Source organism: Aureibacillus halotolerans, from assembly GCF_004363045.1.
Lineage (GTDB): Bacteria > Bacillota > Bacilli > Bacillales > DSM-28697 > Aureibacillus > Aureibacillus halotolerans.
Map to the genome: position 1 here is coordinate 1 of NZ_SNYJ01000007.1, position 25,344 is coordinate 25,344.

Sequence of the window (25,344 nt, forward strand, 5' to 3'; positions counted from 1 at the left end):
ATGGCTTGCGGACCTCCATAGCCGTCGAATCTCGTCGTTGTCTAGCGACTGCGCTGCTCGTGTAGAAAAGCCTACACTGCGCTGCTCGCTGCGTCTACGCCTAGAGCTTCTCGGCTCTGGAGGTCCTCGCCATTGCCTTTTATTTGGGGAAGGTAGCCAATGGCTTGCGGATCTCCATAGCCGTCGAATCTAAAGCATAGATAAGCTCAGACTGAATGAAAACGTTTGTCTTTCGAGACGCGAAGCCTTAGGAGGCGCGGAGTTGCCATAAGGGCAATGAGCACCGGATAAGGCAAAGCAACGAAGAAAGCGAGCGTTTCTCATCAGGCTGTGTCGAATCTCGTCGTTGTCTAGCGACAGCGCTGCTCGTGTAGAAAAGCCTACACTGCGCTGCTCGCTGCGTCGACGCCTAGAGCTTCTCGGCTCTGAAGGTCCTCGCCATTGCCTTTTATTTTGGGAAGGAAACCAATGGCTTGCGGATCTCCAAGGCGATTTTGGCTTTGGACGTCCGCGCCATTGCTTTTAAAATGAATCATCACAACAATTGTTCATATAAGTCGGCTACATTATCTATGGATGGTTGTCTGAATGGACTTGTAGGTGAGCTTCTTATAAAAATGTTTAAATGAAACCTGGACGAGTGTCTCAGAAGACATTGAGCAAATTTAAATAGAGGAGGTTGCTTGTTGTGGGCACGATGTTAGTCATTCAACTGCTAATATTTTTGCTTATCATTGCAATCTTTGTGTTATCACCTAAAATGCGGAAGGGATCCATGAAGGAACGAAAGATTGTACAGTGTAATATCGCTATGAGTGTTGCTGTGCTGTTGCTTTTTCTCTCATTCTTTAATGAATTAGGGTGGATGGTTTTCGGTAGCTCATTTTTGCTCTTACTGACAAGCTTTAGCGCACAATTAAGAGTCAGGCGGCAACAGCATTGACCATCACACGATTTATTTGGTCTTAATATTTATGGATAAGAGAGTGAATGCTCTTGAAGCAAATGGCTATGTGCCGCGATTTACATCCTTAAATACTCTCATTATAAGAGGGGGTTAGTGTTTGAAATTAGCAACGAAAAGAGAACGCTTACTATTGTTGCATCATGGGCTTCAAGGTCAATGGAAGCCTTTGAAACGTGCGTTCGATGTTGATGAAGACCTCAATATCATCTTCAAAATGTCACCCTCAGAACTTGCTGCCTCTCTTCAATTGTCCCCAGCATTTGCCTCTTCACTCCATTCATTCATCTTGCGTACGTCACCGACAGAACTTGAAGAAGCCTATGCGAAAGAAGCTATCGAAGCCATTACGTTGTTTGATGACTTGTATCCCTTCCTCTTAAAGCATATATATGATCCTCCGTGGGTGTTGTATGTAAAGGGTACGCCGTCATTGCTGAACGCACAACGCCCCACCTTGGCTGTTGTCGGATCGCGTAAGCCTTCTAGTGACTGCTTGCCGTCGTTAGAAACCGTATTGCCTCCGTTAGTCAAGGCAGGTTACTGTATCGTTAGCGGTCTCGCCTTTGGAGCGGATCGGATGGCGCACGACATCACGTTAGCCCATCATGGCGTCACGTTTGCTGTCCTTGGGGGAGGTTTCTCACATCTCTATCCAAAAGAGCACAAACCGTTAGCTGAGGCCATCACCGCCCAGGGGTTGCTTATTAGTGAATACCCTCCCCATACAACTGTACAACGTTGGCATTTTCCGGCAAGAAATCGGATCGTGAGCGGATTATCTAATGGCGTGCTCATTGCTGAAGCAAAAGAGAAAAGCGGTACGTTAATTACGGCGCGTGTTGCGATGGAGCAAAACCGAGATGTGTTTGTGCTCCCGGGTTCCGTTCACCATGCAAAAGCACGTGGAAGCAATCGCCTTATTCAGGACGGAGCAATCCCTGTAATCGAAGCGGAAGACATTGAATTGCACTGTCATCTTTCAGGTTGATTTGGGCTATTGTTTGACAAAACATAGATAGATCATTAATAATAGGGAAGATTTTAATCTAAACCTCTTTGGGGGGAACTGAAGTTTATGGCAGATTACCTTGTCATCGTGGAATCGCCTGCAAAGGCGAAGACCATTGAAAAATACTTAGGCAAAAAATACAAAGTTAAAGCATCTATGGGACATGTGCGCGATCTGCCCAAAAGTCAAATGGGCGTTGACGTAACGGCTCATTTCGAACCCAAATATATTACTATACGCGGCAAAGGTCCTGTATTGAAAGATTTAAAAACCGCCGCAAAAAAAGCGAAAAAAATCTATCTTGCAGCTGACCCGGATCGCGAAGGGGAAGCCATTGCCTGGCATTTGGCTCACAGCTTAAACATTGATGAAACAAGTGCTTGTCGCGTCGTTTTTAATGAAATTACGAAAGAGGCCGTAAAGGAATCATTTAAACATCCAAGGGCAATCAATATGAATCTCGTTGATTCACAGCAGGCACGACGAATTCTTGATCGATTGGTTGGCTATAATATCTCACCATTGCTCTGGAAAAAAGTGAAAAAGGGCTTAAGTGCAGGGCGTGTTCAATCTGTAGCTGTTCGCCTGATCATTGAACGTGAAAATGAAATTAAAGCGTTCAATCCTGAAGAATATTGGACGATCCCAGCGCAAATGAAAAAGGGAAACAAGGAATTTGAAGCTAATTTTTGTGGGTATGGAGGCAAAAAGCAACCGTTGTCTACACGCGAGGACGTCGATGCTGTCTTAGCGAAAATGGATGGCGATGAAATGCTCGTCTCTTCTGTCTCAAAAAAGGAGAGACGCCGCAACCCTGCTCCTCCATTTACGACATCGTCCCTGCAGCAGGAGGCTGCGCGCAAGCTGAATTTCCGTGCTAAAAAGACAATGATGCTCGCTCAGCAACTCTATGAGGGGATTGATCTTGGAAAGGAAGGGACAGTCGGTTTAATCACGTATATGCGTACGGACTCTACTCGTATTTCGAATACAGCCCTTGAGGAAGTAAAAAATTACGTTGAAGAGACCTATGGCAAAGAGTATGCTTATAACCGTCCTGTTTCAAAGGGAAAATCCGAGAAAACACAAGATGCTCACGAAGCCGTGAGACCAACAGCTACTATGCGAGCGCCATCAGAGCTCAAAAAGTATCTAAAGCGAGACCAACTTCGTTTGTATAAACTCATTTGGGAACGTTTTGTGGCCAGTCAAATGGCTCCTGCTGTAATGGACACGATGTCTGTCGATATGACAAACAATGATGTTGTGTTTAGAGCGACAGGCTCAAAAGTTAAATTTCCAGGCTTTATGAAAGTATATGTAGAAGGAAATGATGACAATACGAAGGAAGAAGATCGGATTTTACCTCCTTTAGAAGAAGGGGACAAAGTGTCCACTTCCGACATAGATCCAAAACAACACTACACACAACCGCCTCCTCGCTACACAGAGGCGAGACTTGTAAAAACGTTAGAGGAGCTAGGTATAGGCCGTCCTTCAACCTTTGCTCCAACGCTCGATACCATCCAACGTCGTAATTATGTAGCACTTGACAATAAACGCTTTATTCCTACGGAGCTTGGCGAAATTGTACTCGATCTCATTCTAGAGTTTTTCCCGCAAATCATTGATGTGAACTTCACGGCAGAAATGGAAAGAAGCCTCGATGACATTGAAGAAGGCGGAAAAGAGTGGGAAAAGGTCATTGATCAATTTTATCAAGACTTTGAAAAACGACTTTTAGTCGCTGAAAAGGAAATGCAGGAAGTTGAAATTGAAGATGAGCCAGCTGGCATTGATTGTGATAAATGTGGATCGCCGATGGTCATAAAAATGGGACGTTACGGCAAGTTTATGGCTTGCTCCAACTTTCCGGACTGTCGAAATACGAAACCAATCGTTAAAGAAATAGGTGTCCCTTGCCCAACCTGTAAAGAAGGTCAGATTGTAGAACGTAAAAGTAAAAAAGGTCGCATTTTTTACGGCTGCGATCGCTTTCCGGAATGCGAATTTATTTCGTGGGATAAACCAATATCAAGACCATGTCCAAAATGTGAATCCCTGCTTGTGGAAAAGAAAATTAAAAAAGGCAAGCAAATTCAATGTACAAGCTGTGATTACAAAGAAGAGCCTCAAGAGTAGTTTGTAAGGAGAGAGTACCCAATGAGTGAAAAAAAAGTACATGTTATCGGTGCTGGTCTCGCGGGAAGTGAAGCGGCTTGGCAATTAGCCAAGCGCGGCATTTCTGTCGTATTACATGAGATGCGTCCAGTGAAACAGACCCCAGCACACCATACAGATAAATTTGCAGAGCTAGTTTGTAGCAACTCTCTGCGCGCCAATGCATTGACAAATGCAGTCGGTGTATTAAAAGAAGAAATGCGCTTGCTTGATTCCGTTATTGTTTCGGCAGCAGATGCCAGTTCAGTTCCAGCCGGTGGCGCCTTAGCTGTTGACCGTCATGAATTTGCTGCTCGCGTCACGCAACAAGTCAAAGAACACCCACTCGTCACCGTCGTTTCAGAAGAGGTTCAGTCCATACCAGATGGTCCAACAATTGTAGCTACAGGGCCACTTACGTCTGAGGCGTTTGGATCGTCACTACGTGCTCTGACTGGCGAAGAGGATTTATACTTTTTTGATGCCGCAGCACCTATTCTTGAAAAAGACTCCATTGATCTTGAGAAAGTCTATTTAAAATCACGCTATGATAAAGGTGAAGCGGCATACTTAAATTGCCCTATGACGGAAGACGAATTCAATCGCTTTTACGACGCCCTTATCGCTGCGGAAACTGTTCCAGTGAAGGAATTTGAAAAAGAAATCTTCTTTGAAGGCTGTATGCCTGTTGAAGTGATGGCAAACCGAGGACGTCAAACGCTGTTGTTCGGCCCGATGAAACCGGTTGGTCTAGAGGATCCAAAAACCGGCAAACGACCTTTTGCTGTCGTACAGTTGCGTCAGGATGATGCGGCAGGAACACTTTACAATATTGTCGGTTTTCAGACACATATGAAATGGGGCCCTCAAAAAGAGGTGCTGCGCCTGATTCCAGGATTGGAAAACGCTGAAATTGTCCGCTATGGCGTTATGCACCGCAATACATTTATTAATTCTCCTAAGCTATTAAAAGCGACCTACCAATATAAAGACCGTGATGATTTGTTTTTTGCCGGCCAAATGACAGGTGTGGAAGGGTATGTAGAGTCTGCTGCCTCCGGGCTCGTTGCAGGCATCAATGCAGCGCGTCTTGTCCAAGGAGAAGAACCTATCATTATGCCAACAAATACGGCAATGGGAAGTCTAGCAAATTATATTACGTCTGCTGATTCAACGAATTTTCAGCCGATGAACGTTAACTTTGGTCTTTTCCCTTCGTTAGAAACACGGATAAAAAATAAGCAAGAACGGAACCAAGCGATTGCCGAACGTGCACTGGAGTCAATTCAGAATTTTGAATTAATCCGATGATTATGGATTGCATAGCACTTTGAAAGTATGGTACTATTTGATTGCCTTCTATCTAGCGAGGTGAAAAAATGTTCACCAATGTACACCAATGCAAAAATGAGGTTGATCAGTTTCTAACATATCTTCGTGTAGAGAAGCTTTATTCCACTCATACGTTGACAAACTATGAGAAAGATATTGCACAGTTTGTTCAGTATATGGAGCAGCAACAGACCGAAACGTTTGCTGCTGTTTCCTATGCAGACGTAAGAGCGTATTTAACGATCCTTTATCGAAAAAATTATGCTAGAAAAACGGTCGCTCGTAAAATGTCTGCGCTACGTAGTCTCTACCATTTTCTGATGAGAGAATCCCTGGTCACCGAAAACCCTTTTGTGTTTTCTCATATTCCAAAGGCAGAGCGAAAACTGCCTCAATTTCTATATGAGAAAGAATTGAATCAACTTTTTTTGGTTTCAGATCAATCAACGGAACTCGGACAGAGAAATCAAGCATTGCTCGAATTGTTGTATGCAACAGGAATTCGTGTCTCAGAATGCATAGGAATTAATTTAGAAGACATTGATTTCTCAGTGGAAGCTGTTTTGATCAGAGGAAAAGGTCGTAAAGAACGCTTTGTCCCATTTGGAAGTTTTGCTCATGAAGCGTTACGCATGTATTTGAATGAAGGTAGACCAATACTGTTAGAAAAAGCTCCCCAGGCATCCAGTGCCCTTTTTTTGAATCATCGAGGAGGAAGGCTCTCTGACAGGTCAGTACGTGAAGTATTAAACAAACTTGTTCAAGAGGCTGCCCTCCATATACATATTAGTCCGCACACATTGAGGCATACGTTTGCAACTCATATGTTAAATGAAGGAGCCGATCTAAGATCCGTTCAGGAATTGCTTGGGCACAAAAACCTTTCGACAACACAAATGTACACTCATGTGACAAAAGATCGGTTGCGCCAGGTCTATCAACATACCCATCCCCGTGCGTAACAAGATTAGGAGGGACTCAATTGGAACACGCCTTTCATGCAACGACAATTTTTGCGATACACCATAACGGAGAAGCAGCGATGTCCGGTGATGGGCAGGTCACTTTTGGAAATGCAGTCGTCATGAAGCATACGGCAAGAAAAGTGAGAAAGCTTCATAATGGCCGTGTTTTGGCCGGATTTGCCGGATCAGTTGCAGACGCTTTTACGCTGTATGACTTATTTGAGAACAGCTTGGAAGAGTATCAAGGCAATTTGCAACGAGCCAGTGTTGAGCTTGCAAAGGAATGGCGGTCAGACAAAGTGCTTCGCCGTCTTGAAGCGATGCTAATCGTGATGGACAAATCGAATTTGTTTCTAGTTTCAGGTACTGGAGAAGTGATTGAGCCAGATGATGGCATTCTGGCGATTGGATCTGGTGGGAATTATGCACTCTCAGCGGGTAGAGCGTTAAAGACGTATGCGCCACAGTTAAGTGCTGAGGAAATTGCTCATGCAGCGCTAAAAACAGCTGGGCAGATTTGTGTGTACACAAATGATCAAGTGATTCTCGAAACGCTATAACGTTTCACGATTAGTCTTTCATTCCTTTCAGATGAAATGTTCGTAAAATGGTAACATAATGGGGCTGTTTTTTTGTTTATTAAGGGAAAACAGCTTATTATTAGGTTTTCTAACTTTCGTACAGAAACGCAGAGAAGGAAGAATAAGGAGGATGCCAATCTATGCAACAATCTCTCACTCCAAGACAAATTGTAGAAAAGCTTGATCAATTTATTGTAGGTCAAAAACATGCCAAAAAAGCGGTGGCTGTCGCTTTGCGGAATCGTTATCGAAGGAGTTTAGTGGAAGAGACCATTCGCGAAGAAATTGTCCCGAAAAACATTTTGATGATTGGTCCTACTGGTGTCGGGAAAACAGAAATCGCTCGAAGATTAGCGAAGCTCATCGGTGCACCTTTTGCAAAGGTAGAAGCTACAAAATTCACCGAGGTTGGGTATGTTGGTCGTGATGTTGAATCGATGGTGAGAGATTTAGTTGAAAGTGCGGTTCGCATCGTCCGTGAAGAAAAGGTCATCAGTGTCCAAGACAAAGCGCTTGAGCAAGCAAATCAACGAATTGTTGACCTGCTGATCCCGACAAAAAAGCAACAGCAAGCTTACAAAAATCCGCTTGAGATGCTTTTTGGACAGTCGGCATCTGAAGATGATGAACATGATGATGATCAACAACAGGAAAAAATGGACAAAAAGCAGCAACGTCAACAAATTGAGCAAAAGCTTTTGCTTGGTGAGTTAGAAGATCATGTGATTACAATTGAGCTTGAAGAACAGCAAGCATCAATGTTTGACATGCTTCAAGGAACGGGTATGGAGCAAATGGGCATGAACATGCAAGACGCGCTTGGAAGCATGATGCCTAAGAAATCAAAAAAGAAAAAACTTCCTGTATCTGAGGCAAGACCATATCTTATTCAAGAAGAAGCTCAAAAATTAATCGATATGGACGATGTAATACAAGAAGCGATTCAACGTGTCGAAAGTATGGGAATGATTTTCATTGACGAGATTGACAAAATATCCGGCAAAGGTGGCCATGGTGGTGCAGACGTATCCAGAGAAGGCGTTCAACGAGACATTCTTCCAATCGTAGAAGGATCAACCGTTGTTACGAAGCATGGGCCTGTGAAGACGGACCATATTTTGTTTATTGCGGCAGGTGCTTTTCACATGAGCAAGCCTTCAGATTTAATCCCCGAGCTTCAAGGGCGATTCCCGATTCGTGTTGAACTGTCTAATTTGACGGAGGATGATTTTTATCGCATTCTTATTGAGCCGGATCATGCCCTTCTTCGCCAATACAAGGCATTAATTCAAGCTGAAGGTATAAACGTTGAATTTTCAGACGATGCTATTCGTAAGATCGCTTCGATCGCTGCGAAAGTCAACCAGGAGACAGACAATATCGGTGCAAGACGTTTGCATACCATTTTGGAAAAGCTCCTTGAAGATGTGTTGTTTGAAGCGCCGGAGATCACACTGGAGACAATTGAAATCACGCCAGCCTATGTGGATGAAAAATTGTCAGAAATCGTTAAGAATCGTGATCTGAGTCAATATATTTTATAAGAACCAAGGAGGAAATCAAAAATGAATTTACTAGACAAAACTAGAGGGATTAACGCAATGCTACAAAAGGCTGCTGGTCGGCCGGTAAACTTTCGCGACATGGCGGAGACACTTCAAGAAGTGATTCAAGCAAACATCTTTGTTGTTAGCCGCAGAGGAAAGCTGCTTGGGTATTCTATCAATACGGAAATTGAAAACGATCGAATGAAATCGATCATCAGTGACCGTCAATTTCCTGAAGAGTATACAAATCGTTTGTTTAATGTAACAGAAACGTCTTCCAATCTTGATGTGGATAGCGAATACACAGCTTTCCCGATTGAAAATAAAGAGTTGTTTAAGAATGGTTTAACGACGATCGTTCCTATTATTGGTGGCGGTGAGCGCCTAGGGACACTTATTCTTGCTCGCTTAAGTGATTCGTTTGCAGACGATGATTTAATTTTGGCTGAGTATGGCGCAACAGTTGTTGGCATGGAGATCCTGCGAGAAAAAGGCGAAGAGATTGAAGAAGAAGCGAGAAGCAAAGCGGTTGTTCAAATGGCGATTTCTTCACTATCCTATAGTGAGCTTGAAGCCATTGAACATATTTTCGAAGAATTAAATGGCAATGAAGGCTTACTTGTCGCAAGTAAGATTGCTGACCGTGTAGGTATTACACGTTCGGTCATTGTTAATGCTCTCCGTAAGCTTGAAAGCGCAGGCGTTATAGAATCTCGCTCTCTTGGTATGAAAGGGACATACATTAAAGTCTTGAACAATAAATTCTTACATGAGCTAGAAAAATTAAAAGCAAATTAATTTTATAGACTCAACTTTCACACGCTCGCTTTCATACAAGTGCATCATCGACTCAAAAAGACTTCGTCGTGATTTCTTCTATGCCGCAGGAGTCTCGCTAGTGGCATCTTTTCATGATGGCCACTAGGTATGATGTGACATGAATAAAAACGCAGAAACAAAACTCAGCATAGTCAACATACGTAGACTCCTGCGGGAACAGCGCGAGCTGAAGATCCCGCAGGAAAGCAAAACTCCGAGGAAGCTGAAGCCGTGCCCGAGGAAAGCGAAGTATTTTGACGAAGCGTTCGTGATTTATAAATTATAGAAAAATGATAAAAACTGCTTTACTCGTCATGAATACGACGGGTAAAGCAGTTTTTTGTGTCTTTAGTCCTGAAAGCGCTCACAAGCCTATATGTCAATAGGCGTAGTCTAAAAGACTTTAAATGTCGAATTGATGATAAAAAAACCCGAGATATTATTTGTTTGTAATAAAAAAGATGTCGAATGGTGTTTGATGCAATGAAGTGTAGTTCTATTTAATCATAAAATTTAAGTGGTATCAACGTTAATAGGTATAAAGATACAAGTCATTGTAGGACTTTAGAACGATTTATGACGACTGTATTAGACATCATAGACAACAAGGCTAATATTATTTACAATAAAAATGAACCGAATTAAGGAAAATTAATGAAATAACACCACAATATTGTCTAAAAAGGTCAAAATGAGGAGGAGCGGAATGAGTCTTTTGTCGAGCAATACAATTAATCAGCTCATAAAATCAGTAGAATATGCACAGACGAAACAAAACGTTATAGCCCAAAATATCTCTAATGCAACAACACCGGGATATAAAGAACAGACGGTTACGTTTAAACAAACCTTAAATGAACATCAACATAGACTTAAAGCGAACATGACCAACCAAAAACATATTCCTTTCTCTACTCAAGTTGGTTCGCCTTTTATTATAACGAAAAGCAATACGATGTCCTATAATCACAACGGAAATTCGGTTGACGTGGACAAGCAGATGGCTATGATGGCTGAAAATCAACTGCATTATTACGCATTGGTTGATCGCTTGAGTGGAAAGTTTAGTTCATTACAATCGGTCATTCGAGGAGGACAGTAATTATGTCATTATTTACACCGCTTCATATCAGTGCCTCTGCTCTTACAACACAGAGATTGAAAATGGATGTCATTTCATCAAATATTGCGAATGCAAACTCAACAAGAGCACAGCTAGTAGACGGAGAATGGCAGCCCTACAGAAGGAAAATGGTCGCAGTAGCACCTGGTGGAGGGTCATCGTTTTCAAACATGCTATCTTCAGCTCAAAGGGAGCTTTCTGGTGTTCGAGTCACCGGTATTGTGGAAGATGAAACACCATTCATTCAACAGTATAATCCGACACATCCGGATGCAAATGAGCTCGGCTACGTGCAAATGCCGAATGTTGATCCCTTGAAAGAAATGGTTGATTTAATGAGTGCTACAAGAAGTTATGAAGCAAATGTAACTGTGTTGAACGCATCAAAGGGGATGCTCATGAAGACGTTAGAGATTGGCAAGTAACCAGCAGAGGTGATAAGGTTGATCGAAAATTTACAAAGTTTACAAAACATAAATAATATTACTGGCCAAACGACACAAAAGGTAAATACGCCAAACACGATGCAAGCCTCTTTTAAAGATTCATTATTTAATGCAATTGACCAAGTGAATCAAGCGCAAAAAGCATCCGACGTAAAAACAGAGCAGCTTACTACTGGAAAGGTAGATTCACTCCACGAGGTCATGATTGCTTCTGAACAGGCCGGTCTCTCGCTTCAGCTAACGATGGAAATTCGCAATAAAGTGGTTAGTGCCTATCAGGAAGTAATGAGGATGCAGATCTAGTCACAGCATATTACAGACGAAGGGGCAACCGGGGGAATGATGAACGAAAAACTGAAACAATACGGGGGTCGCTTTAAAGCCATTTGGAGTGAACGACCTCTTTGGCAAAAAGCAAGTGTGATTGGCGGAGTTCTCCTTCTAATCATTCTGCTTTCGGTCATGGCATACCGTGGGTCAAACCCATCGATGGTTACACTTTACAGTAACTTGACCCCTGAGGAGACGGGGCAAATCAAGTCAAGCCTTGATGCAAAAGGTGTACCATCTGAAATATCGGGCAACGGAACAGCCATACAAGTTCCTAAAGATCGTGCTGAAGCCCTTACAGTTGAATTGGCGTCAGAAGGTATTCCGGAAAGCGGAAACATTGATTATGGATTTTTTGGGGAACAGATGGGCCTAGGAATGACTGAAAACGAATTCCAGATGGTGAAGTTGGAATCAATGCAGAATGAACTTGCTTCACTCATGACATCCATAGAGAGCATTGAAGATGCAAAGGTAATGATTACGATTCCAGAGTCTTCTGTGTGGGTGAATGAAACAGAACAGCCAGCGTCAGCATCCATTGTACTCAACGTCGCACCAGGTGCATCAATGGACCAAGCATCCATTGATGGATTGTATCACCTCGTCTCAAAAAGCGTTCCGAATTTGCCAACTGAAAACATTGTCATTATGGATCAGAACTTTGCTCGTTTAGATATGAAAGGGAATGATGACCAGTCTCTTGTGTCCGTCTCCGATCAGCTAAGTGTGAAAAAGGCTATTGAGGATGACATTAAAAACAGAGTTCAGCAGATGTTGGGAATGCTCATCGGATACAACCGAGTCGTGACTACGGTGACCGCTGACATTGATTTCACGCAAGAAAATCGCACTGAAAACCTTGTCGTACCGGTGAACGAAGAAGATATGGAAGGAATCCAGCTTTCTGTTGAACGGATTACCGAAACCTTTGAAGGTGAAGGGGCGGGTGCAGGTGGCATTGATGGTACTGGAGCAACAGATATACCGAATTATGCAGCTGCTGGAAATACAGGAACGGGCGATTATGAACGAATTGAAGAACGTATCAATAACGACGTGTCGAGAATTCAGAAGAACATCGTTGAAAGTCCTTACCAGTTGCAAAATTTAGGCATTCAAGTCCTTGTCGATCCAACCATTCCAGGACAAGCAGGAGAGACACTCCCAGAAGCTGAGCAAGCCCAACTACAGGAAGACATTACTCAGATTCTTACAAAAATAATTCGTACTTCATTGCCAGAAACTGTCCGTCAAGAGCAGGAAAGTGACATTTCTGAGAATATTTCGGTTGCCATGCAGCCCTTTAACGGCCGTGTTGACTTTGAAGGGGAATCAGTTCCCTTCCTTCCGCAATGGGCAATTTACGTCATGGTTGGTTTAGGCTTGCTCTTACTAGTCTTGTTGGTTGTCCTCTTAAGGCGCAGAAAGCAAACAGAAGAGTTTGAGGAAGAGTTCGTTGAGGGGCAAGTTGACAACGATGAAGAACTTGAAGAGCTTGTTGTTGATGAAGGAACAGTAAAACGACGACAGCTTGAGAAGCTAGCCAGTGACAGTCCAGAAGATTTTGCTAAGCTATTAAGATCATGGTTATCAGAAGAGTAAAGGGAGGGGCAGTGCGTGGCGCGGTCAACAGTTGATTTATCTGGTAAACAAAAGGCAGCCATATTGCTCATTACACTAGGTCCGGAAGTATCAGCGAACGTGTATAAGCATTTGAGTGAAGAAGAGATTGAGAAGCTTACTTTAGAGATTTCCGCAGTGAAAAAAGTGGAAACATCGTATAAAGAATCAATTATTGAACAGTTTTATCAACTCGTCATGGCTCAGGATTTTATTTCTCAAGGTGGCATCGGGTATGCCAAAACAGTGCTTGAAAAGGCAATCGGCAAAGAAGAAGCCACGAGATTGATTACAAGGTTGACGTCCACGCTTCAAGTGCGGCCCTTTGATTTTGCACGGAAGGCAGAACCATCACAAGTGCTGAATTTCATCCAAAACGAACACCCGCAAACCATCGCGCTCGTATTGTCCTACTTAGATGCAGAACAATCAGGGCAAATACTGTCTTCGTTGCCTCATGAAATGCAGGCCGACATTGCGAAACGAATTGCTTTGATGGAAAGCACGTCTCCAGAGATGATCAATGAAGTAGAAACCATCTTGGAAAGAAAGCTATCGTCGACATTAACGCATGATTACACGCAAACGGGTGGAATTGAAGCAGTTGTTGATGTATTAAATGGTGTGGATCGTTCCACTGAGAAAACAATTCTTGAAGCACTTGAAATTCAAGATCCCGCCCTTGCTGAAGAAATTAAAAAACGGATGTTTGTCTTTGAAGATATTGTCACTCTTGATTCGAGAGCCATTCAGCGCATCGTTCGTGAAGTCGATAACGATGATTTGATGCTATCGTTGAAAGTCGCAAGCGAAGAAGTTAAAGATATTGTATTTTCCAATATGTCCCGACGTATGGTCGAAACATTTAAGGAAGAAATGGACGTGTCAGGGCCTGTGCGATTGCGAGATGTGGAAGAAGCACAAACGCGTATCGTGACGATTATCCGCCAGCTCGAGGATTCTGGTGAAATTGTGATTGCAAGAGGTGGGGGGGACGATATCATTGTCTAGAATTATCAAGACGACAGCAAAAAAGGCGGAAGGCAAAAAAATCATGCTGTCCCGCCCACTTTTTGAAACAAGCCATATCCCTGACGTATTGACTGAGGAGCAGCTTCTAGAACAACGCCTGCAATTGGCTGAGCAAGAAATGAAATTAAAGATTGAGCAAGCCGATGAGTATTACAGAGCGAAGATGCAAGAAATTGATGAAGCGCAAGCAAAAGCAGAAATAGAGAAAGAGGCCTTGTTCGCTAATGCAAAGCAAACTGGGTATCAGCAAGGGCTAAATGAGGGACGCGAGAAGGGTGAGGTCAGCTACAATGACCAGCTGCAACTTGCGCAGGACATCGTGGTTTCTGTTTCTGAAGCCAAGCGAAAAGAGCTCACCGCCTACGAGCGTGATTTGAAAGCCCTCGCCTTTGCCATTGGAGCTAAAATTACAAAACAAAAAATGCAAGATGAAGGTGCCTTCCTACCAATCATTGAGGATATGCTAAGAGAGGTCAAGGAAGCAAAAGCTGTGAAATTGTTTGTACACCCGAACCAATTTACAGCGATTGCGACACAAAAAGAATCCCTGATCCGATTTGGGCAACAGCTAGAGATTTATCCGGACAAGGACATGGACGAACTTTCATGTCTCATTGAAACGCCTTTTGGCAAAGTGGATGCCAGTATTGATAGCCAGCTTACAGAGCTTCGCAAGGCACTGGAGCTGCCGAAAGAAGAGGTGGACATCTATGAAGCCCTCTACACTAAAGCTTCTGAAACATATTGAGCAGGCTGACCTCTATCAACGGTACGGCAAAGTGTCACGTGTTGTAGGACTCATGATTGAATCGATCGGTCCAGCCTCATCGATTGGCGATGTCTGTTATATCCATGTCGGAAAGGGTGGCCGAGAACCGGTCGCTGCTGAGGTCGTCGGTTTTAAAGGCGAGCATTTGCTTCTCATGCCATTCTCTAGCACAAATGATGTTGCAGCTGGTTCCCTTGTTGAAGCGTCTAATACGGCTCTTCAGGTGCCTGCAGGAGACGCATTAATTGGGAAAACGGTAGATGCCCTTGGTCGGCCATTAGATGGATCATCACTGCCAGAAGGGATGATTCATGTAAGTGCTGATGCAGCGCCGCTTAATCCGCTTGAACGTCCGGCAATCAGTGAACCAATGGCGCTTGGCGTCAAAGTCTTGGATGGACTGCTCATGATGGGAAAAGGACAACGAATGGGCATATTTGCTGGGTCAGGCGTTGGAAAGAGTACTTTGCTTGGAATGATTGCTCGCAACTCCGAAGCGGACGTCAATGTCATCGCGCTTATAGGTGAGCGAGGTCGTGAAGTAAGAGAATTTATTGAACGCGACCTTGGACCGGAAGGTTTGAAACGATCTGTTGTCGTGGTTGCCACATCTGATCAACCAGCGTTAATGCGTATTAAAGGTGCTTTTACAGCGACAGCGATTGCCGAGCATTTTAGAGAGCAAGGGTTAAATGTGATGTTCATGATGGATTCTGTTACACGAGCAGCAATGGCGCAACGTGAAGTAGGCCTCGCAACAGGTGAGCCTCCGACGACAAAAGGATACACCCCTTCTGTTTTCGGAATGCTACCGCGGCTTTTAGAACGTGCAGGAAACAGTACGAATGGAACAATGAGCGCGATCTATACGGTGCTTGTCGACGGAGACGATTTAAATGATCCAATTGCGGATGCGGTTCGTGGGATTCTTGACGGCCATCTCGTCTTAGATCGTGCGATTGCGAATAGAGGACAATTCCCGGCGGTCCATGTGCTCAAAAGCATTAGCCGGCTAATGAATCACCTCGCATCGAAAGAACATTTGGAAGTAGCAGAACAAATTCGAATATGGCTTTCAAGCTATGAAGAAGCGGAAGACCTAATCAAAATTGGCGCGTATAAAAAAGGGTCGTCACGTGAGGTCGATCAGGCTGTTGCTAAAATGCCAGATATTCGCGCATTTCTAAAACAAAAAACGGATGAATCCTTCGAGCTTGACGACACATTGCAGGCACTAAAGCACTTGTTGGAGGGAACTCATGCGTCTTAAACATCGTTTTGATAAAATCATTCGCTTAAAATCTCATGAAACGGTCAGTGCAAGACAGGCATACGACCAGGCGGTTGAGATGTTCAGAATAGAAGGGACCGCCTTGTATCATCTCTTAAAAGAAAAAGAAGCGGTGGAAACCGAGCTTGGCGAAGTGCTTAAAAAAGGATGTACGTTATTGCACATTCAATCAAGTCAAGCCTTTCTAGGACAGCTTTCAGAAGAAGTAGCACGCAAACAGCATCAAGTTGCTGATGCGAGAAATGTCATGCAAGCAAAACAGGAAGTTCTTTTACTTAAGAATATTGAACAAAAAAAATATGAACATCTGAAAGACGTGCAAACCCAGAAAGAAAAGGAGCTTCATCAAGCCGAAGAAGCAAAAATGCTCGATGAAGTTTCCATACAGCAGCATCAAAAAAACGGGGCGCAGGTGTAGGTATGAAAAAGAAACAAGCAAACAAACGGTGGCAATGGTTTTTTCTCGTCATCCTTTTGCCTTTTGCTGCAGCACTGACGCTAACATTCGTCGTGATGTATTTCTTAGGAATGAACATTATTGATACGGGGAAATCACTGGCAAGTTCTGTGCCGTTCCTAGAGCAATGGGTCGACGAAGATACGGCGACTCAGGACGATGAAGCGAAGCTACAGCAATTGACAGCGTTGAATAGTGATCAAGAGAAACAAATTGCGGAACTGAAAGCCAGTCTTGAAACATCTGAGCAAACGATAGCCTCCCTTGAACAGGATGTGATGGAGGCTCGTCGAGCGCAGGAGCAACGGGAAACTGTTCAGCAGAATGAGCAAGACCAGGCAGCAGAAACGATTAAAACGTTTGAGGCGATGTCGGCCTCAAAGGCAGCCGAGTTGTTCAGTGAAATGGATCAGGAAATTGTTACGGGACTGCTTCTGCAAATGAAGCCTGACCAACGTGGTGCAATCCTGACGAGCATGGAACCAGTCGATGCGGCCCCGATAGCAGAATCAATTGCCGCAAACCTGCCATAAGGAGAGGAGGTGAGAGAATGAATGGTTTTCCAGCAATGCCACTTACAGGGCAACTGAACTCATTGGTCCAAAAGCTTTCAACAACTGAAAATGGCAAAGAATTGAGCATCACAACACTATTTGGGGACTATTTTTCAGCTTCTTTAGGAGCAACGACAAAAAGTGTGTTGAGCAATAGTGAGGCCACGCTCCCGTCGTTCCTTGCAGAGGTGAAGGCATTGCTTCAAGAAACAGGCATGTCATTTGAGGATCTAGAGGCGCTCCTTTCGAAGCTAAGTCAGATCGTATCGGCAGAGGAGCTTTTGCTTGAAAGTGACATCCCTGTCGAAGAGAAGAATGATGTCGGAGATGGTAGCGAAGTGCAGCTTCAACAGCTTGTGGTCTTAGTTTCACAGCTGATGACCTTATCAGAGGGAAAGCAAAGTAGCGGCGAGGTCGCGAAAAGCAGCCAGCAGGAACTCAGGGTAGCTTTGCAGCAACTTCTTGGTCAAACAGAGAAGCCCATTCAACACCTAACCCATCAACAAACACAACAGCAAGCTACGAAAACAATGCCGCAAACACAAGTGTCAATGATGACTGAAGGGACAGTACCCTTACAGCGCATTGAGGTTTTGGTACAGCTAGCAAACGTGAAAAATAAGCTTCCTGACCAATGGGAGACGTTAAAAGCGGCAATCGTCGGTTCAAGTGATGCACGTAAGGGGATCGAATCTAAATGGACGCATCAAGGGGAGCAACAGAGGTGGAAACTGTTAGAAGGCCAGGTGCAACAGACGCAGCCTGTAGTCCCTGTGCATTCAGAGCAAGGGAAAGGAACTTCCTTGCATACGGCCCTTCAAAAAACTGAGACTTTGCCTGGGGCATCCCAAACACAACGTCCCGTACTAGAGCAGTTGCAGCAAGCATTCAAACATCATTTCTCTGCACGTCCTGAAGCTTTGCCAACGCGATTAACAATCCAGCTTCAACCGGAGAACCTGGGGCAGGTAACGCTTCGTTTAACACAGACCAATCAAGGGATTGTTGCCCTTGTCACAGCTCACGTCACACAAACAAAAGAGTTATTAGAATCCAATTTACATCAGCTCAGGAACGCTTTAGGTCAACAGAATATCCAAATTGATCGAATTGAAATCGCTCAAGCGGATGATACGGAACGCTCGCTGACAGAGCAGCATACAGACGATCAGCAGCAGAGCTCTGATCAAGAGCAAGGTACGTCACAAGAAGCTGATGCAGAGACAAGTCGCTTTATCGATGAACTAGAACAAGAGCTTCTGAATTTAAGAGTCTAGGAGGCAGTGGATGAGCCCAAGTATAGGAAACCAATACGACCTTCCGACACAAAAAGCAACCATGCTCGAACCTAAGGAAACCATGAGAGAAGCTGGAGACAAGCTTGATAAAGATGACTTTCTGAAACTATTAATTCTGCAACTTCAGCATCAGGATCCTATGAGCCCAATGGAGGATAGAGAATTCATTGCTCAAATGGCGAGCTTTTCTTCTCTAGAGCAAATGACAAATCTCAACAAAACCTTTGAGGAGTTTGCTAGCAAGCAATCACAAAATGGTTTGACAGCTGCCGCAGAGCTTCTAGGAAAAACGATTCGTTATCAAAATGGAGAAGGTGAAGGAGAAGCCAAAACAGGCATTGTAACGTCTGTGTTTTCTAGCTCTCAAGGGATTACGTATCAGCTAGAAGATGGCACAAAGGTACCAGAAGCGAGCATCGTCTCCATCTCAGAAACAGATAAGCCCGAGCCTGAAGCGGGTCATCAACAACCAGTAGTACCACCAATTCCTGAAACACCGCCCGTCACCGAGTCACTCCCAGCTGAAGAGTTGACAGAAGAAGGACAGAACACCACAGCACCACTAGAGAATGGCACCGAGCCATCTGATGATCCAACTGTACCGGATGAGTCGGCGCCGGTGATTCCGCCTATCGTAGACGATCCGCCAGTCGTGGAACCACCACTTGAGGCAGATTCGCCAGTCGAAGGAACAGAACCGCCTCCATCAGATGCTGGAGACGAAGATAGTGAAAGCAGTGAGAACGGTGGAGTGACAGAACCTGTAGAGGCAACCGATGAGCCGGAAGAAAATCAACAAGAAGAGCCACAGGAAGAAACCGACGTCACTTGATAAATTAAATTAGGGGGAATGGACGATGCTACGTTCGTTATATTCAGGAATTAGTGGGATGAAAAATTTTCAATTGAAGCTTGATGTCATTGGCAACAATATCGCCAACGTAAACACGGTCGGCTTTAAAAAAGGGCGCGTAACATTCAAAGATCAAATGTATCAAGCGATCTCAGGAGCAAGTGCTGCTGCTCAGGGGCGTGGGGGGATTAACCCGAAGCAAGTCGGACTAGGAAGCACCGTGACGACAATTGACACGATTCATACCCAAGGGTCGACACAATCAACCTCTCGGGCTTTAGATTTATCACTTGCAGGAGACGGATTTTTCGTCGTTGGATCAATCATTGATGGCACCCTTGTACAAAAGGATACAAGCGGTGGAATGGGCTCAAACATCATTGATGGCAGCATCGATGACGCGATGGACCTTAGCTACACCCGTTTTGGCCGTTTTTTTATCGATGAAGAAGGCTATCTTGTGAATTCAGACGGCTTGTACCTTGTTGGGGAAGCCGGTCAGAAGGTCATGCCAGATCCTGCTGAAGCTGCGGCTGCAAAGAGTTTTACAGGTCCAGACGGAGACTTGACTACGTTTATCAGTGCAGTAACTGCTTTTAACCAAAGCTTGTCGAGTGCAACAACAGTAGATGAGATTCAAGAGGCCATTCAGACATTTGCAGGAACTACAGCACAAATTGGGGCTGGGGAAACAATAAGCGCAGGCGGTGCCATAGGCGCATTTATCTCAGATTTGGAAACTGCGAATGATACTGGTGAAAACTCTGGCTTTAATGCTGGCATGGGCAATCAATTAGGTAACTTAAAGGCACTTGCTAAAGAGCTTGCTAGTATTTCAGATGCAGCTGAAACTACAGGTGATGAAGTAGCACCTGACGTCGAAGATCTCCTTAAAAACATAGTTCCCCTAATGGAGACACCTGTAAACATCATTGAGACGGCAGAAAATGCAGCGCATGCGGCAACAGAGCCATCCTATACGACGGGGCTAAGCTTTGAGGCTGGTTTGATCCAAATTCCGAAGAGCGCAAAAAGTTTTTCGATTGGTTCTGACGGTACGATATCGTTCATTGACGCACGTGGTCAATTGAAAAAAGCAGGTCAACTTCTTGTTGCTTCTTTTCCAAACAATGGAGGCTTGCAAAAATCTGGAGATAACTTGTATAAAGCTACTACGAATTCGGGGTCACCTGATGCAGATGGCAATGGCTTGCAATTAAATGAACTTGGACGTCCAGGTAGTGGCGTATATGGAGCCGTCGCCGCAGGAACGCTTGAAATGTCCAACGTCGATCTAGCAGAAGAATTTTCAGAGATGATTATTGCCCAGCGTGGGTTTCAAGCAAATACAAGAATCATTACAACCGCTGATGAAATCTTGCAGGAGCTTGTCAATCTGAAACGATAGGGGGGACAGTGCCTTTGGTGGGCGCGGGATATCATGATTGAAGTGACTCGGTTAAATGGAAAAGTGTTTCATTTAAATGCACTTTTGGTCGAACAGGTTGAATCTCATCCTGATACAACGATTACTTTGACGAACGGCAAAACCTTTGTCGTTCGTGATGAAGAAAAGCTTGTTGTCCGCAAAGTCATCAACTATCAGCGGGAGATTCATCAACAGATAGTAAAGTAGAACGGAGGTATCCCATTGTTTGAAAATCGTGCGGTACGTTCTACGGTTCTTGTGCTTGTCATCGTGATTGTCTTACTCATCGGCGTTTTTGCGTGGCTTATGTTTTTTGATAACGAACCTAAAGTCAATGCAGAGCCGACCATTGACGAAATAGTCACCTGGTCGTATGCAACAGAGGAAATGACAACGAATCTTCACTCAGGTGAATATGTGAAGGCACAATTTACGATAGAAACCGACAGTGAAAAAGCGAAGAAAGAGTTGGAGAAACGTGGCTTTCAAGTGAAAAATGTGCTAATTCATCAGTTTGCTGGGATGGAAGAAGCTGATTTTAAGGAAGCCAACAGTATTGCGGCATTGGAAGAAACACTGAAGAAGAAACTGGGCGCTTTATTGGACCATGGTCATGTCGTCAATGTGTATACGACATCCTTTGTTCTTCAATAGAAAGGGGTGAATTCAATTGGCAGAGGAAATTCTTTCTCAAGGGGAGATTGATGCCTTACTTTCCGCCATCTCAAAGGGAGAGATGGACACGGAGCAATTCAAAGTGGAAGAAACAAAACGCCGTGTAAAGGTCTATGACTTTAAACGAGCGCTGCGATTCTCGAAAGATCAGATTCGCTCTTTGTCCAGAATCCATGACAATCTGGCTCGACTACTGACGACGTATTTTTCTGCCCAGTTGCGTACATACATCGACATAAAAGTCGCTTCCGTTGACCAACTTCCCTATGAGGAATTCATCCGATCCATTCCAAAAGTGACGATTTTAAACGTGTTTGAGATGGAGCCACTTGAAGGTCGAATGATTATGGAAGTCAACCCAGTCATTGCCTACGCAATGATGGAGAGGATGTTGGGTGGTCAAGGACGTTCTTACAAAAGCTCAGGAGCGTTAACTGAAATAGAAACACGCATCATATCCCAGCTGTTTGAAAGAATGAGTGAGCATTTTAAAGAGGCGTGGTCATCGATTGTGGATATCGAACCATCTTTGGATGAGTTTGAAAGCAATCCGCAATTTCTGCAAATGGTATCACCGAATGAAACGGTTATTGTCATTAGCCTGAACACAACTATAGGTGATTCTACTGGCATGATTAATATTTGTATTCCGCACGTTGTGCTCGAACCTATCATTTCGAAATTATCTGTTCATTATTGGATGCAAACAGGACGTAGGGAACAGCCTAAAGAAACAGCTGATTTACTGCAGAAAAAGCTCGAAAAAGCGACGCTTCCGCTAAGTGCGGAGCTCGGGACATCAACGATTTCTGTAGAGGATTTTTTAAGCCTTCAGCTCGATGATGTGATTGAACTCCAACAGTCCATTCATTCGCCATTAGTGATAAAAGTTGGCGATGTTCCGAAATTTACTGCGCAACCCGGAACAAAGGGAAAGAAGTTGGCTGTGCAAATATTAGAGAAGATTAAGGGGGGAGAAGAAGAAGATGAGTAACATGCTTTCACAAGATGAAATTGATGCATTGCTGAAAGGAACTGCACCGGCAGAAGACACCACTTCCCCTGAGTTATCGTTATCGGAGGTCGAGTCGGATGCAATGGGTGAGATCGCTAATATCTCCTTTGGAAGTTCGGCAACGGCACTGTCTGCTCTCCTGCAACAAAAGGTTGAAATTACAACACCTACGGTTCGAGTCATTCAACGTGAAGAGTTGCAAGAAGCGTTTCCAAGACCTTACGTGGCGATTGTAGTCAGCTATACAGAAGGATTTGTCGGTCACAACGTGTTCGTTATGGAAACCCGCGACGCCATGATTATTGCCAATTTGATGCTAGGCGGAGATGGGACTGACCCCGGTGAGGAATTGGGCGAGCTTGAAAAAAGTGCTGTCCAGGAAGCCATGAACCAAATGATGGGTTCGGCAGCAACGTCTATGTCCACCGTCTTTCATAAAAAGGTAGATATCTCACCACCGTCTGTTGAAGTATGGGATTTTAAGAATGAAGATTTTAAATCAATTCCAGAGGACCCAACGATCGCACAAGTATCCTTTCGTCTAAAAGTGGGTGAGTTGATCGATTCCGCATTGATGCAGCTTGTTCCGATCGATTTTAGTAAAGATCTAGTGGCCGAGTTGTTCCGAATCAATAAAGAAGATAATCAATCGGCTCCGGCGCAAGAAACACTGACACCACCGACTGTTGAAGCACCGCGCCAGCAGATGGTACAAAGCTCACAGTCATCTAGTCAACCAGCGCCAACAGCATCAAAGGCGGCTCCAAAAGCGCAAGAAGTTCAACCAGCCATATTCTCTAGCTTCGATGAGATTGAGCAACCACATCATGTGGACTCCGCGAATATTGGCATGTTGCTTGATATCCCTTTACAGGTGACAGTTGAGCTTGGACGCACAAAACGCAAAGTTCAGGACATTCTTGATTTGGCTTCGGGCTCTATAATTGAGCTTGATAAGTTGGCAGGAGAGCCCGTCGATATATTGATCAACCAAAAGAAGGTTGCGAAAGGTGAAGTTGTCGTCATAGACGAGAATTTCGGCGTTCGCGTTACGGATATCATTAGTCAAAACGATCGAATAAAAAAATTGCAGTAAGAGGGAGAGTTTCTTGACATGGCTCATAAAATTTTAATAGTTGATGACGCTGCTTTCATGAGAATGATGATAAAAGATATTTTAACAAAAAATGGTTTTGAAGTTGTTGGTGAAGCTGTGGATGGCAATCAAGCCGTTGAGAAATACAAAGAGCTTTCCCCTGACCTTGTCACGATGGATATTACAATGCCTGAAAAGGACGGCGTTTCTGCATTAAAAGAGATTCGTGCATTTGATAGTGACGCAAACATTATTATGTGTTCAGCGATGGGGCAGCAAGCGATGGTTATTGAAGCGATCAGCGCCGGCGCAAGAGACTTTATTGTAAAGCCGTTTCAAGCGGATCGTGTCGTTGAAGCGATCAATAAAACGCTCGAGTAGTGATGACTGTGCATGCATTAAAGAAAGTCGCTGCGATTGTCTTTATCGCAAGTATTGTTGCCATGTATGGATTGCCGCATAGCGCGAACGCCTCAGAACCAACTGTGAGTGATCTGTATCAACAGCCTGCTGAAAATGATGAGTCTGCAAGTGAAGAAACGACAACGCAAAATGACGTCGAGAATGATGGAAGCATAGACGCTCTTCCTGGTACTGAAGAAGTGGCAAGCGATAATGAGAGCCTAGTGTTTGATGCATTACGAGCATTTTTGGCTCTCGCTGCCGTCATTGCATTGTTGTATCTCATTCTAATGCTCGTCAAAAAACGTCAATCGGCTCTGCAGGCGAAGGGAGGCTTGCAGTCGATCTCTGGCCTCCCACTTGGGCAGCAACGTTCTATTCAGGTCGTTAAGGCAGGGTCGAAAATTCTCGTTGTAGGGGTCGGTCAGCAGGTCGAGCTACTTGCTGAGATCAATGATCCTGAAGACATTCGTTTCTTCATGGAACAACAAGAAGGATCAGAAGACGAATCCTTCACAGCATCGTTTACGACAAAGCTTGAGAAATTAAAGCAGCAACGTAAACAGATGTCGTCAAGTTGGAAGAAAAACAATGGGGACTCAAAATGAATGAACTAGTGAATTCAGTGGAGGGATTGCCCGGCATATCAACATCCTTGCAGCTGTTGCTTTTGCTGACTGTACTCTCTTTTTTACCAGCCGTACTCGTTTTAATGACAAGCTTTACACGCATTATCATTGTTTTAGGTTTTGTGCGGACGTCATTAGCTACGCAACAAATGCCGCCAACACAAGTGTTAATTGGCTTGGCGTTGTTTTTAACCTTTTTCATTATGGCACCAGTATTTGCGGACGTGAATGATCAAGCACTTCAACCTCTGCTTGCAGGGGAACTGGATGCTGAAGAAGCGTTCGATGCAGCAGCTTTGCCAATGAAGGAATTTATGGCTCAACATACAAGACAAAAAGATCTTGCGCTGTTTCTAGGATATAGCGGAGCTGAGCGTCCTGAAAGTGTGGCGGATATTCCACTCACTTCACTAGTGCCTGCCTACGCGATATCAGAGCTTAAAACGGCTTTCACGATTGGCTTTATGATTTTTATTCCGTTTCTAGTCATCGATATGGTCGTTGCGTCTGTGTTGATGTCAATGGGGATGATGATGCTTCCCCCCGTCATGATTTCATTGCCTTTTAAGATCCTGCTTTTTGTGCTTGTTGATGGTTGGTATCTTGTTGTGAAATCATTGCTGTATAGCTTTTAGAACCAATGTTTTTATCAAGAAAGGACGTTGTACATTGAATGCCGAGACTGTCATTGCTTTTGCAAAGGAAGGCGTCTACATTACACTGCTCGTGTCGGGACCGTTGCTGCTATTGGCGCTCGTTACAGGTCTGATTGTGAGTATTTTTCAGGCGACCACTCAAATTCAGGAACAAACGCTTGCTTTTATTCCTAAAATCATCGCCGTCTTAGTGGGCCTCGTCTTTTTTGGCCCTTGGATGCTCACAGAAATGGTCAATTACGCGCATGCCATCTTTGAAAATCTCTCGCGCTTTGCAGGGTAACGT

General features: G+C 44.1%; 29 protein-coding genes and 1 pseudogene. 29 read left to right on the forward strand and 1 reads right to left on the reverse strand.

Features of this window, described 5'->3' with window-relative positions; all coding sequences use genetic code 11:
* Nucleotides 1-193, forward strand: a pseudogene (locus EV213_RS20970) (hypothetical protein); the annotation flags it as partial.
* 187 nt (nt 194-380) lie between these two features.
* Here EV213_RS20970 and EV213_RS20705 read toward each other — a convergent pair.
* Nucleotides 381-536, reverse strand: a complete 156-nt coding sequence (locus tag EV213_RS20705) for a hypothetical protein (RefSeq protein ID WP_166639240.1) — start codon at nt 534-536, stop codon at nt 381-383.
* 152 nt (nt 537-688) lie between these two features.
* On the opposite strand from EV213_RS20705, the gene EV213_RS20710 reads away from it, so the two are divergent.
* The 28 genes from EV213_RS20710 (at nt 689) to fliQ (ending at nt 25,341) form a co-directional block, all read left to right on the forward strand.
* Nucleotides 689-943 carry a hypothetical protein gene (locus tag EV213_RS20710; RefSeq protein WP_166639241.1) on the forward strand — a complete coding sequence of 85 codons (255 nt, stop codon included), beginning with the start codon at nt 689-691 and terminating at the stop codon, nt 941-943.
* Between the two features lie 121 nt (nt 944-1,064).
* Complete coding sequence (gene dprA, locus EV213_RS09600; RefSeq protein WP_133580316.1) at nt 1,065-1,955, forward strand: DNA-processing protein DprA; 891 nt, start codon at nt 1,065-1,067, stop codon at nt 1,953-1,955.
* Between the two features lie 87 nt (nt 1,956-2,042).
* Nucleotides 2,043-4,118 (forward strand): type I DNA topoisomerase, encoded by a 2,076-nt coding sequence (gene topA / locus EV213_RS09605; RefSeq protein WP_133580317.1) that lies wholly within the window; start codon nt 2,043-2,045, stop codon nt 4,116-4,118.
* Between the two features lie 21 nt (nt 4,119-4,139).
* A complete protein-coding gene (gene trmFO / locus EV213_RS09610; protein WP_133580318.1) occupies nt 4,140-5,447 on the forward strand; it encodes an FADH(2)-oxidizing methylenetetrahydrofolate--tRNA-(uracil(54)-C(5))-methyltransferase TrmFO in 1,308 nt (435 codons plus the stop codon).
* 68 nt (nt 5,448-5,515) lie between these two features.
* Nucleotides 5,516-6,430 carry a tyrosine recombinase XerC gene (gene xerC / locus EV213_RS09615; RefSeq protein ID WP_133580319.1) on the forward strand — a complete coding sequence of 305 codons (915 nt, stop codon included), beginning with the start codon at nt 5,516-5,518 and terminating at the stop codon, nt 6,428-6,430.
* A 20-nt stretch (nt 6,431-6,450) separates the two neighbouring features.
* A complete protein-coding gene (hslV, locus tag EV213_RS09620) occupies nt 6,451-6,993 on the forward strand; it encodes an ATP-dependent protease subunit HslV (RefSeq protein WP_133580320.1) in 543 nt (180 codons plus the stop codon).
* A 161-nt stretch (nt 6,994-7,154) separates the two neighbouring features.
* Complete coding sequence (hslU, locus tag EV213_RS09625; protein ID WP_133580321.1) at nt 7,155-8,558, forward strand: ATP-dependent protease ATPase subunit HslU; 1,404 nt, start codon at nt 7,155-7,157, stop codon at nt 8,556-8,558.
* 21 nt (nt 8,559-8,579) lie between these two features.
* Entirely contained in the window at nt 8,580-9,359 is a 780-nt protein-coding gene (gene codY / locus EV213_RS09630) for a GTP-sensing pleiotropic transcriptional regulator CodY (RefSeq protein ID WP_133580322.1), read from the forward strand.
* Nucleotides 9,360-10,086: 727 nt separating this feature from the next.
* The gene (flgB, locus tag EV213_RS09635) at nt 10,087-10,482 is read left to right on the forward strand and encodes a flagellar basal body rod protein FlgB (RefSeq protein ID WP_133580323.1); all 396 of its coding nucleotides are present in this window, start codon (nt 10,087-10,089) and stop codon (nt 10,480-10,482) included.
* Nucleotides 10,483-10,484: 2 nt separating this feature from the next.
* Nucleotides 10,485-10,928 carry a flagellar basal body rod protein FlgC gene (gene flgC / locus EV213_RS09640; RefSeq protein ID WP_133580324.1) on the forward strand — a complete coding sequence of 148 codons (444 nt, stop codon included), beginning with the start codon at nt 10,485-10,487 and terminating at the stop codon, nt 10,926-10,928.
* 18 nt (nt 10,929-10,946) lie between these two features.
* The gene (fliE, locus tag EV213_RS09645; RefSeq protein ID WP_243740059.1) at nt 10,947-11,252 is read left to right on the forward strand and encodes a flagellar hook-basal body complex protein FliE; all 306 of its coding nucleotides are present in this window, start codon (nt 10,947-10,949) and stop codon (nt 11,250-11,252) included.
* A 36-nt stretch (nt 11,253-11,288) separates the two neighbouring features.
* Entirely contained in the window at nt 11,289-12,884 is a 1,596-nt protein-coding gene (gene fliF, locus EV213_RS09650) for a flagellar basal-body MS-ring/collar protein FliF (protein ID WP_341770334.1), read from the forward strand.
* A 15-nt stretch (nt 12,885-12,899) separates the two neighbouring features.
* Nucleotides 12,900-13,913, forward strand: a complete 1,014-nt coding sequence (gene fliG, locus EV213_RS09655) for a flagellar motor switch protein FliG (protein WP_133580325.1) — start codon at nt 12,900-12,902, stop codon at nt 13,911-13,913.
* Nucleotides 13,906-14,682 carry a flagellar assembly protein FliH gene (gene fliH / locus EV213_RS09660; RefSeq protein ID WP_166639242.1) on the forward strand — a complete coding sequence of 259 codons (777 nt, stop codon included), beginning with the start codon at nt 13,906-13,908 and terminating at the stop codon, nt 14,680-14,682. Before fliG ends, fliH begins: the two co-directional genes overlap by 8 nt.
* Entirely contained in the window at nt 14,645-15,973 is a 1,329-nt protein-coding gene (gene fliI / locus EV213_RS09665; protein ID WP_133580327.1) for a flagellar protein export ATPase FliI, read from the forward strand. Before fliH ends, fliI begins: the two co-directional genes overlap by 38 nt.
* Entirely contained in the window at nt 15,963-16,412 is a 450-nt protein-coding gene (gene fliJ / locus EV213_RS09670) for a flagellar export protein FliJ (RefSeq protein WP_133580328.1), read from the forward strand. Before fliI ends, fliJ begins: the two co-directional genes overlap by 11 nt.
* Nucleotides 16,413-16,414: 2 nt before the next feature.
* The gene (locus EV213_RS09675) at nt 16,415-16,984 is read left to right on the forward strand and encodes a MotE family protein (protein WP_133580329.1); all 570 of its coding nucleotides are present in this window, start codon (nt 16,415-16,417) and stop codon (nt 16,982-16,984) included.
* A gap of 17 nt (nt 16,985-17,001) precedes the next feature.
* Nucleotides 17,002-18,282, forward strand: coding sequence for a flagellar hook-length control protein FliK (locus EV213_RS09680; protein WP_133580330.1), 1,281 nt, complete (start codon nt 17,002-17,004; stop codon nt 18,280-18,282).
* Nucleotides 18,283-18,292: 10 nt separating this feature from the next.
* On the forward strand, nt 18,293-19,135 hold the full coding sequence (flgD, locus tag EV213_RS09685) for a flagellar hook assembly protein FlgD (protein ID WP_133580331.1): 843 nt from the start codon (nt 18,293-18,295) through the stop codon (nt 19,133-19,135).
* Nucleotides 19,136-19,160: 25 nt separating this feature from the next.
* Nucleotides 19,161-20,564 carry a flagellar hook-basal body complex protein gene (locus EV213_RS09690; protein ID WP_133580332.1) on the forward strand — a complete coding sequence of 468 codons (1,404 nt, stop codon included), beginning with the start codon at nt 19,161-19,163 and terminating at the stop codon, nt 20,562-20,564.
* A 33-nt stretch (nt 20,565-20,597) separates the two neighbouring features.
* Entirely contained in the window at nt 20,598-20,792 is a 195-nt protein-coding gene (locus EV213_RS09695; RefSeq protein ID WP_133580333.1) for a flagellar FlbD family protein, read from the forward strand.
* A gap of 15 nt (nt 20,793-20,807) precedes the next feature.
* The gene (fliL, locus tag EV213_RS09700) at nt 20,808-21,239 is read left to right on the forward strand and encodes a flagellar basal body-associated protein FliL (RefSeq protein ID WP_166639243.1); all 432 of its coding nucleotides are present in this window, start codon (nt 20,808-20,810) and stop codon (nt 21,237-21,239) included.
* Nucleotides 21,240-21,255: 16 nt separating this feature from the next.
* Entirely contained in the window at nt 21,256-22,254 is a 999-nt protein-coding gene (gene fliM, locus EV213_RS09705; protein ID WP_133580335.1) for a flagellar motor switch protein FliM, read from the forward strand.
* A complete protein-coding gene (gene fliY, locus EV213_RS09710) occupies nt 22,247-23,371 on the forward strand; it encodes a flagellar motor switch phosphatase FliY (RefSeq protein WP_133580336.1) in 1,125 nt (374 codons plus the stop codon). The genes fliM and fliY overlap by 8 nt, the downstream gene beginning before the upstream one ends.
* A gap of 18 nt (nt 23,372-23,389) precedes the next feature.
* On the forward strand, nt 23,390-23,752 hold the full coding sequence (locus tag EV213_RS09715; RefSeq protein ID WP_133580337.1) for a response regulator: 363 nt from the start codon (nt 23,390-23,392) through the stop codon (nt 23,750-23,752).
* Between the two features lie 8 nt (nt 23,753-23,760).
* Complete coding sequence (locus EV213_RS09720; RefSeq protein WP_166639244.1) at nt 23,761-24,381, forward strand: flagellar biosynthetic protein FliO; 621 nt, start codon at nt 23,761-23,763, stop codon at nt 24,379-24,381.
* The gene (gene fliP / locus EV213_RS09725; protein WP_133580339.1) at nt 24,378-25,037 is read left to right on the forward strand and encodes a flagellar type III secretion system pore protein FliP; all 660 of its coding nucleotides are present in this window, start codon (nt 24,378-24,380) and stop codon (nt 25,035-25,037) included. Before EV213_RS09720 ends, fliP begins: the two co-directional genes overlap by 4 nt.
* A 34-nt stretch (nt 25,038-25,071) precedes the next feature.
* Nucleotides 25,072-25,341 carry a flagellar biosynthesis protein FliQ gene (gene fliQ, locus EV213_RS09730; protein WP_133580340.1) on the forward strand — a complete coding sequence of 90 codons (270 nt, stop codon included), beginning with the start codon at nt 25,072-25,074 and terminating at the stop codon, nt 25,339-25,341.
* Nucleotides 25,342-25,344 lie beyond the last annotated feature (3 nt).

Bases quoted from the DNA above. Each gene is read 5' to 3' on its own strand.
- fliI (WP_133580327.1), top strand. From the start codon at position 14,645: ATGAAGCCCTCTACACTAAAGCTTCTGAAACATATTGAGCAGGCTGAC.
- fliY (WP_133580336.1), top strand. From the start codon at position 22,247: ATGAGTAACATGCTTTCACAAGATGAAATTGATGCATTGCTGAAAGGA.
- fliJ (WP_133580328.1), top strand. From the start codon at position 15,963: ATGCGTCTTAAACATCGTTTTGATAAAATCATTCGCTTAAAATCTCAT.
- topA (WP_133580317.1), top strand. From the start codon at position 2,043: ATGGCAGATTACCTTGTCATCGTGGAATCGCCTGCAAAGGCGAAGACC.
- EV213_RS09690 (WP_133580332.1), top strand. From the start codon at position 19,161: ATGCTACGTTCGTTATATTCAGGAATTAGTGGGATGAAAAATTTTCAA.
- flgC (WP_133580324.1), top strand. From the start codon at position 10,485: ATGTCATTATTTACACCGCTTCATATCAGTGCCTCTGCTCTTACAACA.
- EV213_RS09715 (WP_133580337.1), top strand. From the start codon at position 23,390: ATGGCTCATAAAATTTTAATAGTTGATGACGCTGCTTTCATGAGAATG.
- trmFO (WP_133580318.1), top strand. From the start codon at position 4,140: ATGAGTGAAAAAAAAGTACATGTTATCGGTGCTGGTCTCGCGGGAAGT.
- flgB (WP_133580323.1), top strand. From the start codon at position 10,087: ATGAGTCTTTTGTCGAGCAATACAATTAATCAGCTCATAAAATCAGTA.
- fliP (WP_133580339.1), top strand. From the start codon at position 24,378: ATGAATGAACTAGTGAATTCAGTGGAGGGATTGCCCGGCATATCAACA.
- fliF (WP_341770334.1), top strand. From the start codon at position 11,289: ATGATGAACGAAAAACTGAAACAATACGGGGGTCGCTTTAAAGCCATT.
- EV213_RS09675 (WP_133580329.1), top strand. From the start codon at position 16,415: ATGAAAAAGAAACAAGCAAACAAACGGTGGCAATGGTTTTTTCTCGTC.
- xerC (WP_133580319.1), top strand. From the start codon at position 5,516: ATGTTCACCAATGTACACCAATGCAAAAATGAGGTTGATCAGTTTCTA.
- EV213_RS09695 (WP_133580333.1), top strand. From the start codon at position 20,598: ATGATTGAAGTGACTCGGTTAAATGGAAAAGTGTTTCATTTAAATGCA.
- EV213_RS20705 (WP_166639240.1), bottom strand. From the start codon at position 536: ATGATTCATTTTAAAAGCAATGGCGCGGACGTCCAAAGCCAAAATCGC.
- codY (WP_133580322.1), top strand. From the start codon at position 8,580: ATGAATTTACTAGACAAAACTAGAGGGATTAACGCAATGCTACAAAAG.
- flgD (WP_133580331.1), top strand. From the start codon at position 18,293: ATGAGCCCAAGTATAGGAAACCAATACGACCTTCCGACACAAAAAGCA.
- EV213_RS09680 (WP_133580330.1), top strand. From the start codon at position 17,002: ATGAATGGTTTTCCAGCAATGCCACTTACAGGGCAACTGAACTCATTG.
- hslU (WP_133580321.1), top strand. From the start codon at position 7,155: ATGCAACAATCTCTCACTCCAAGACAAATTGTAGAAAAGCTTGATCAA.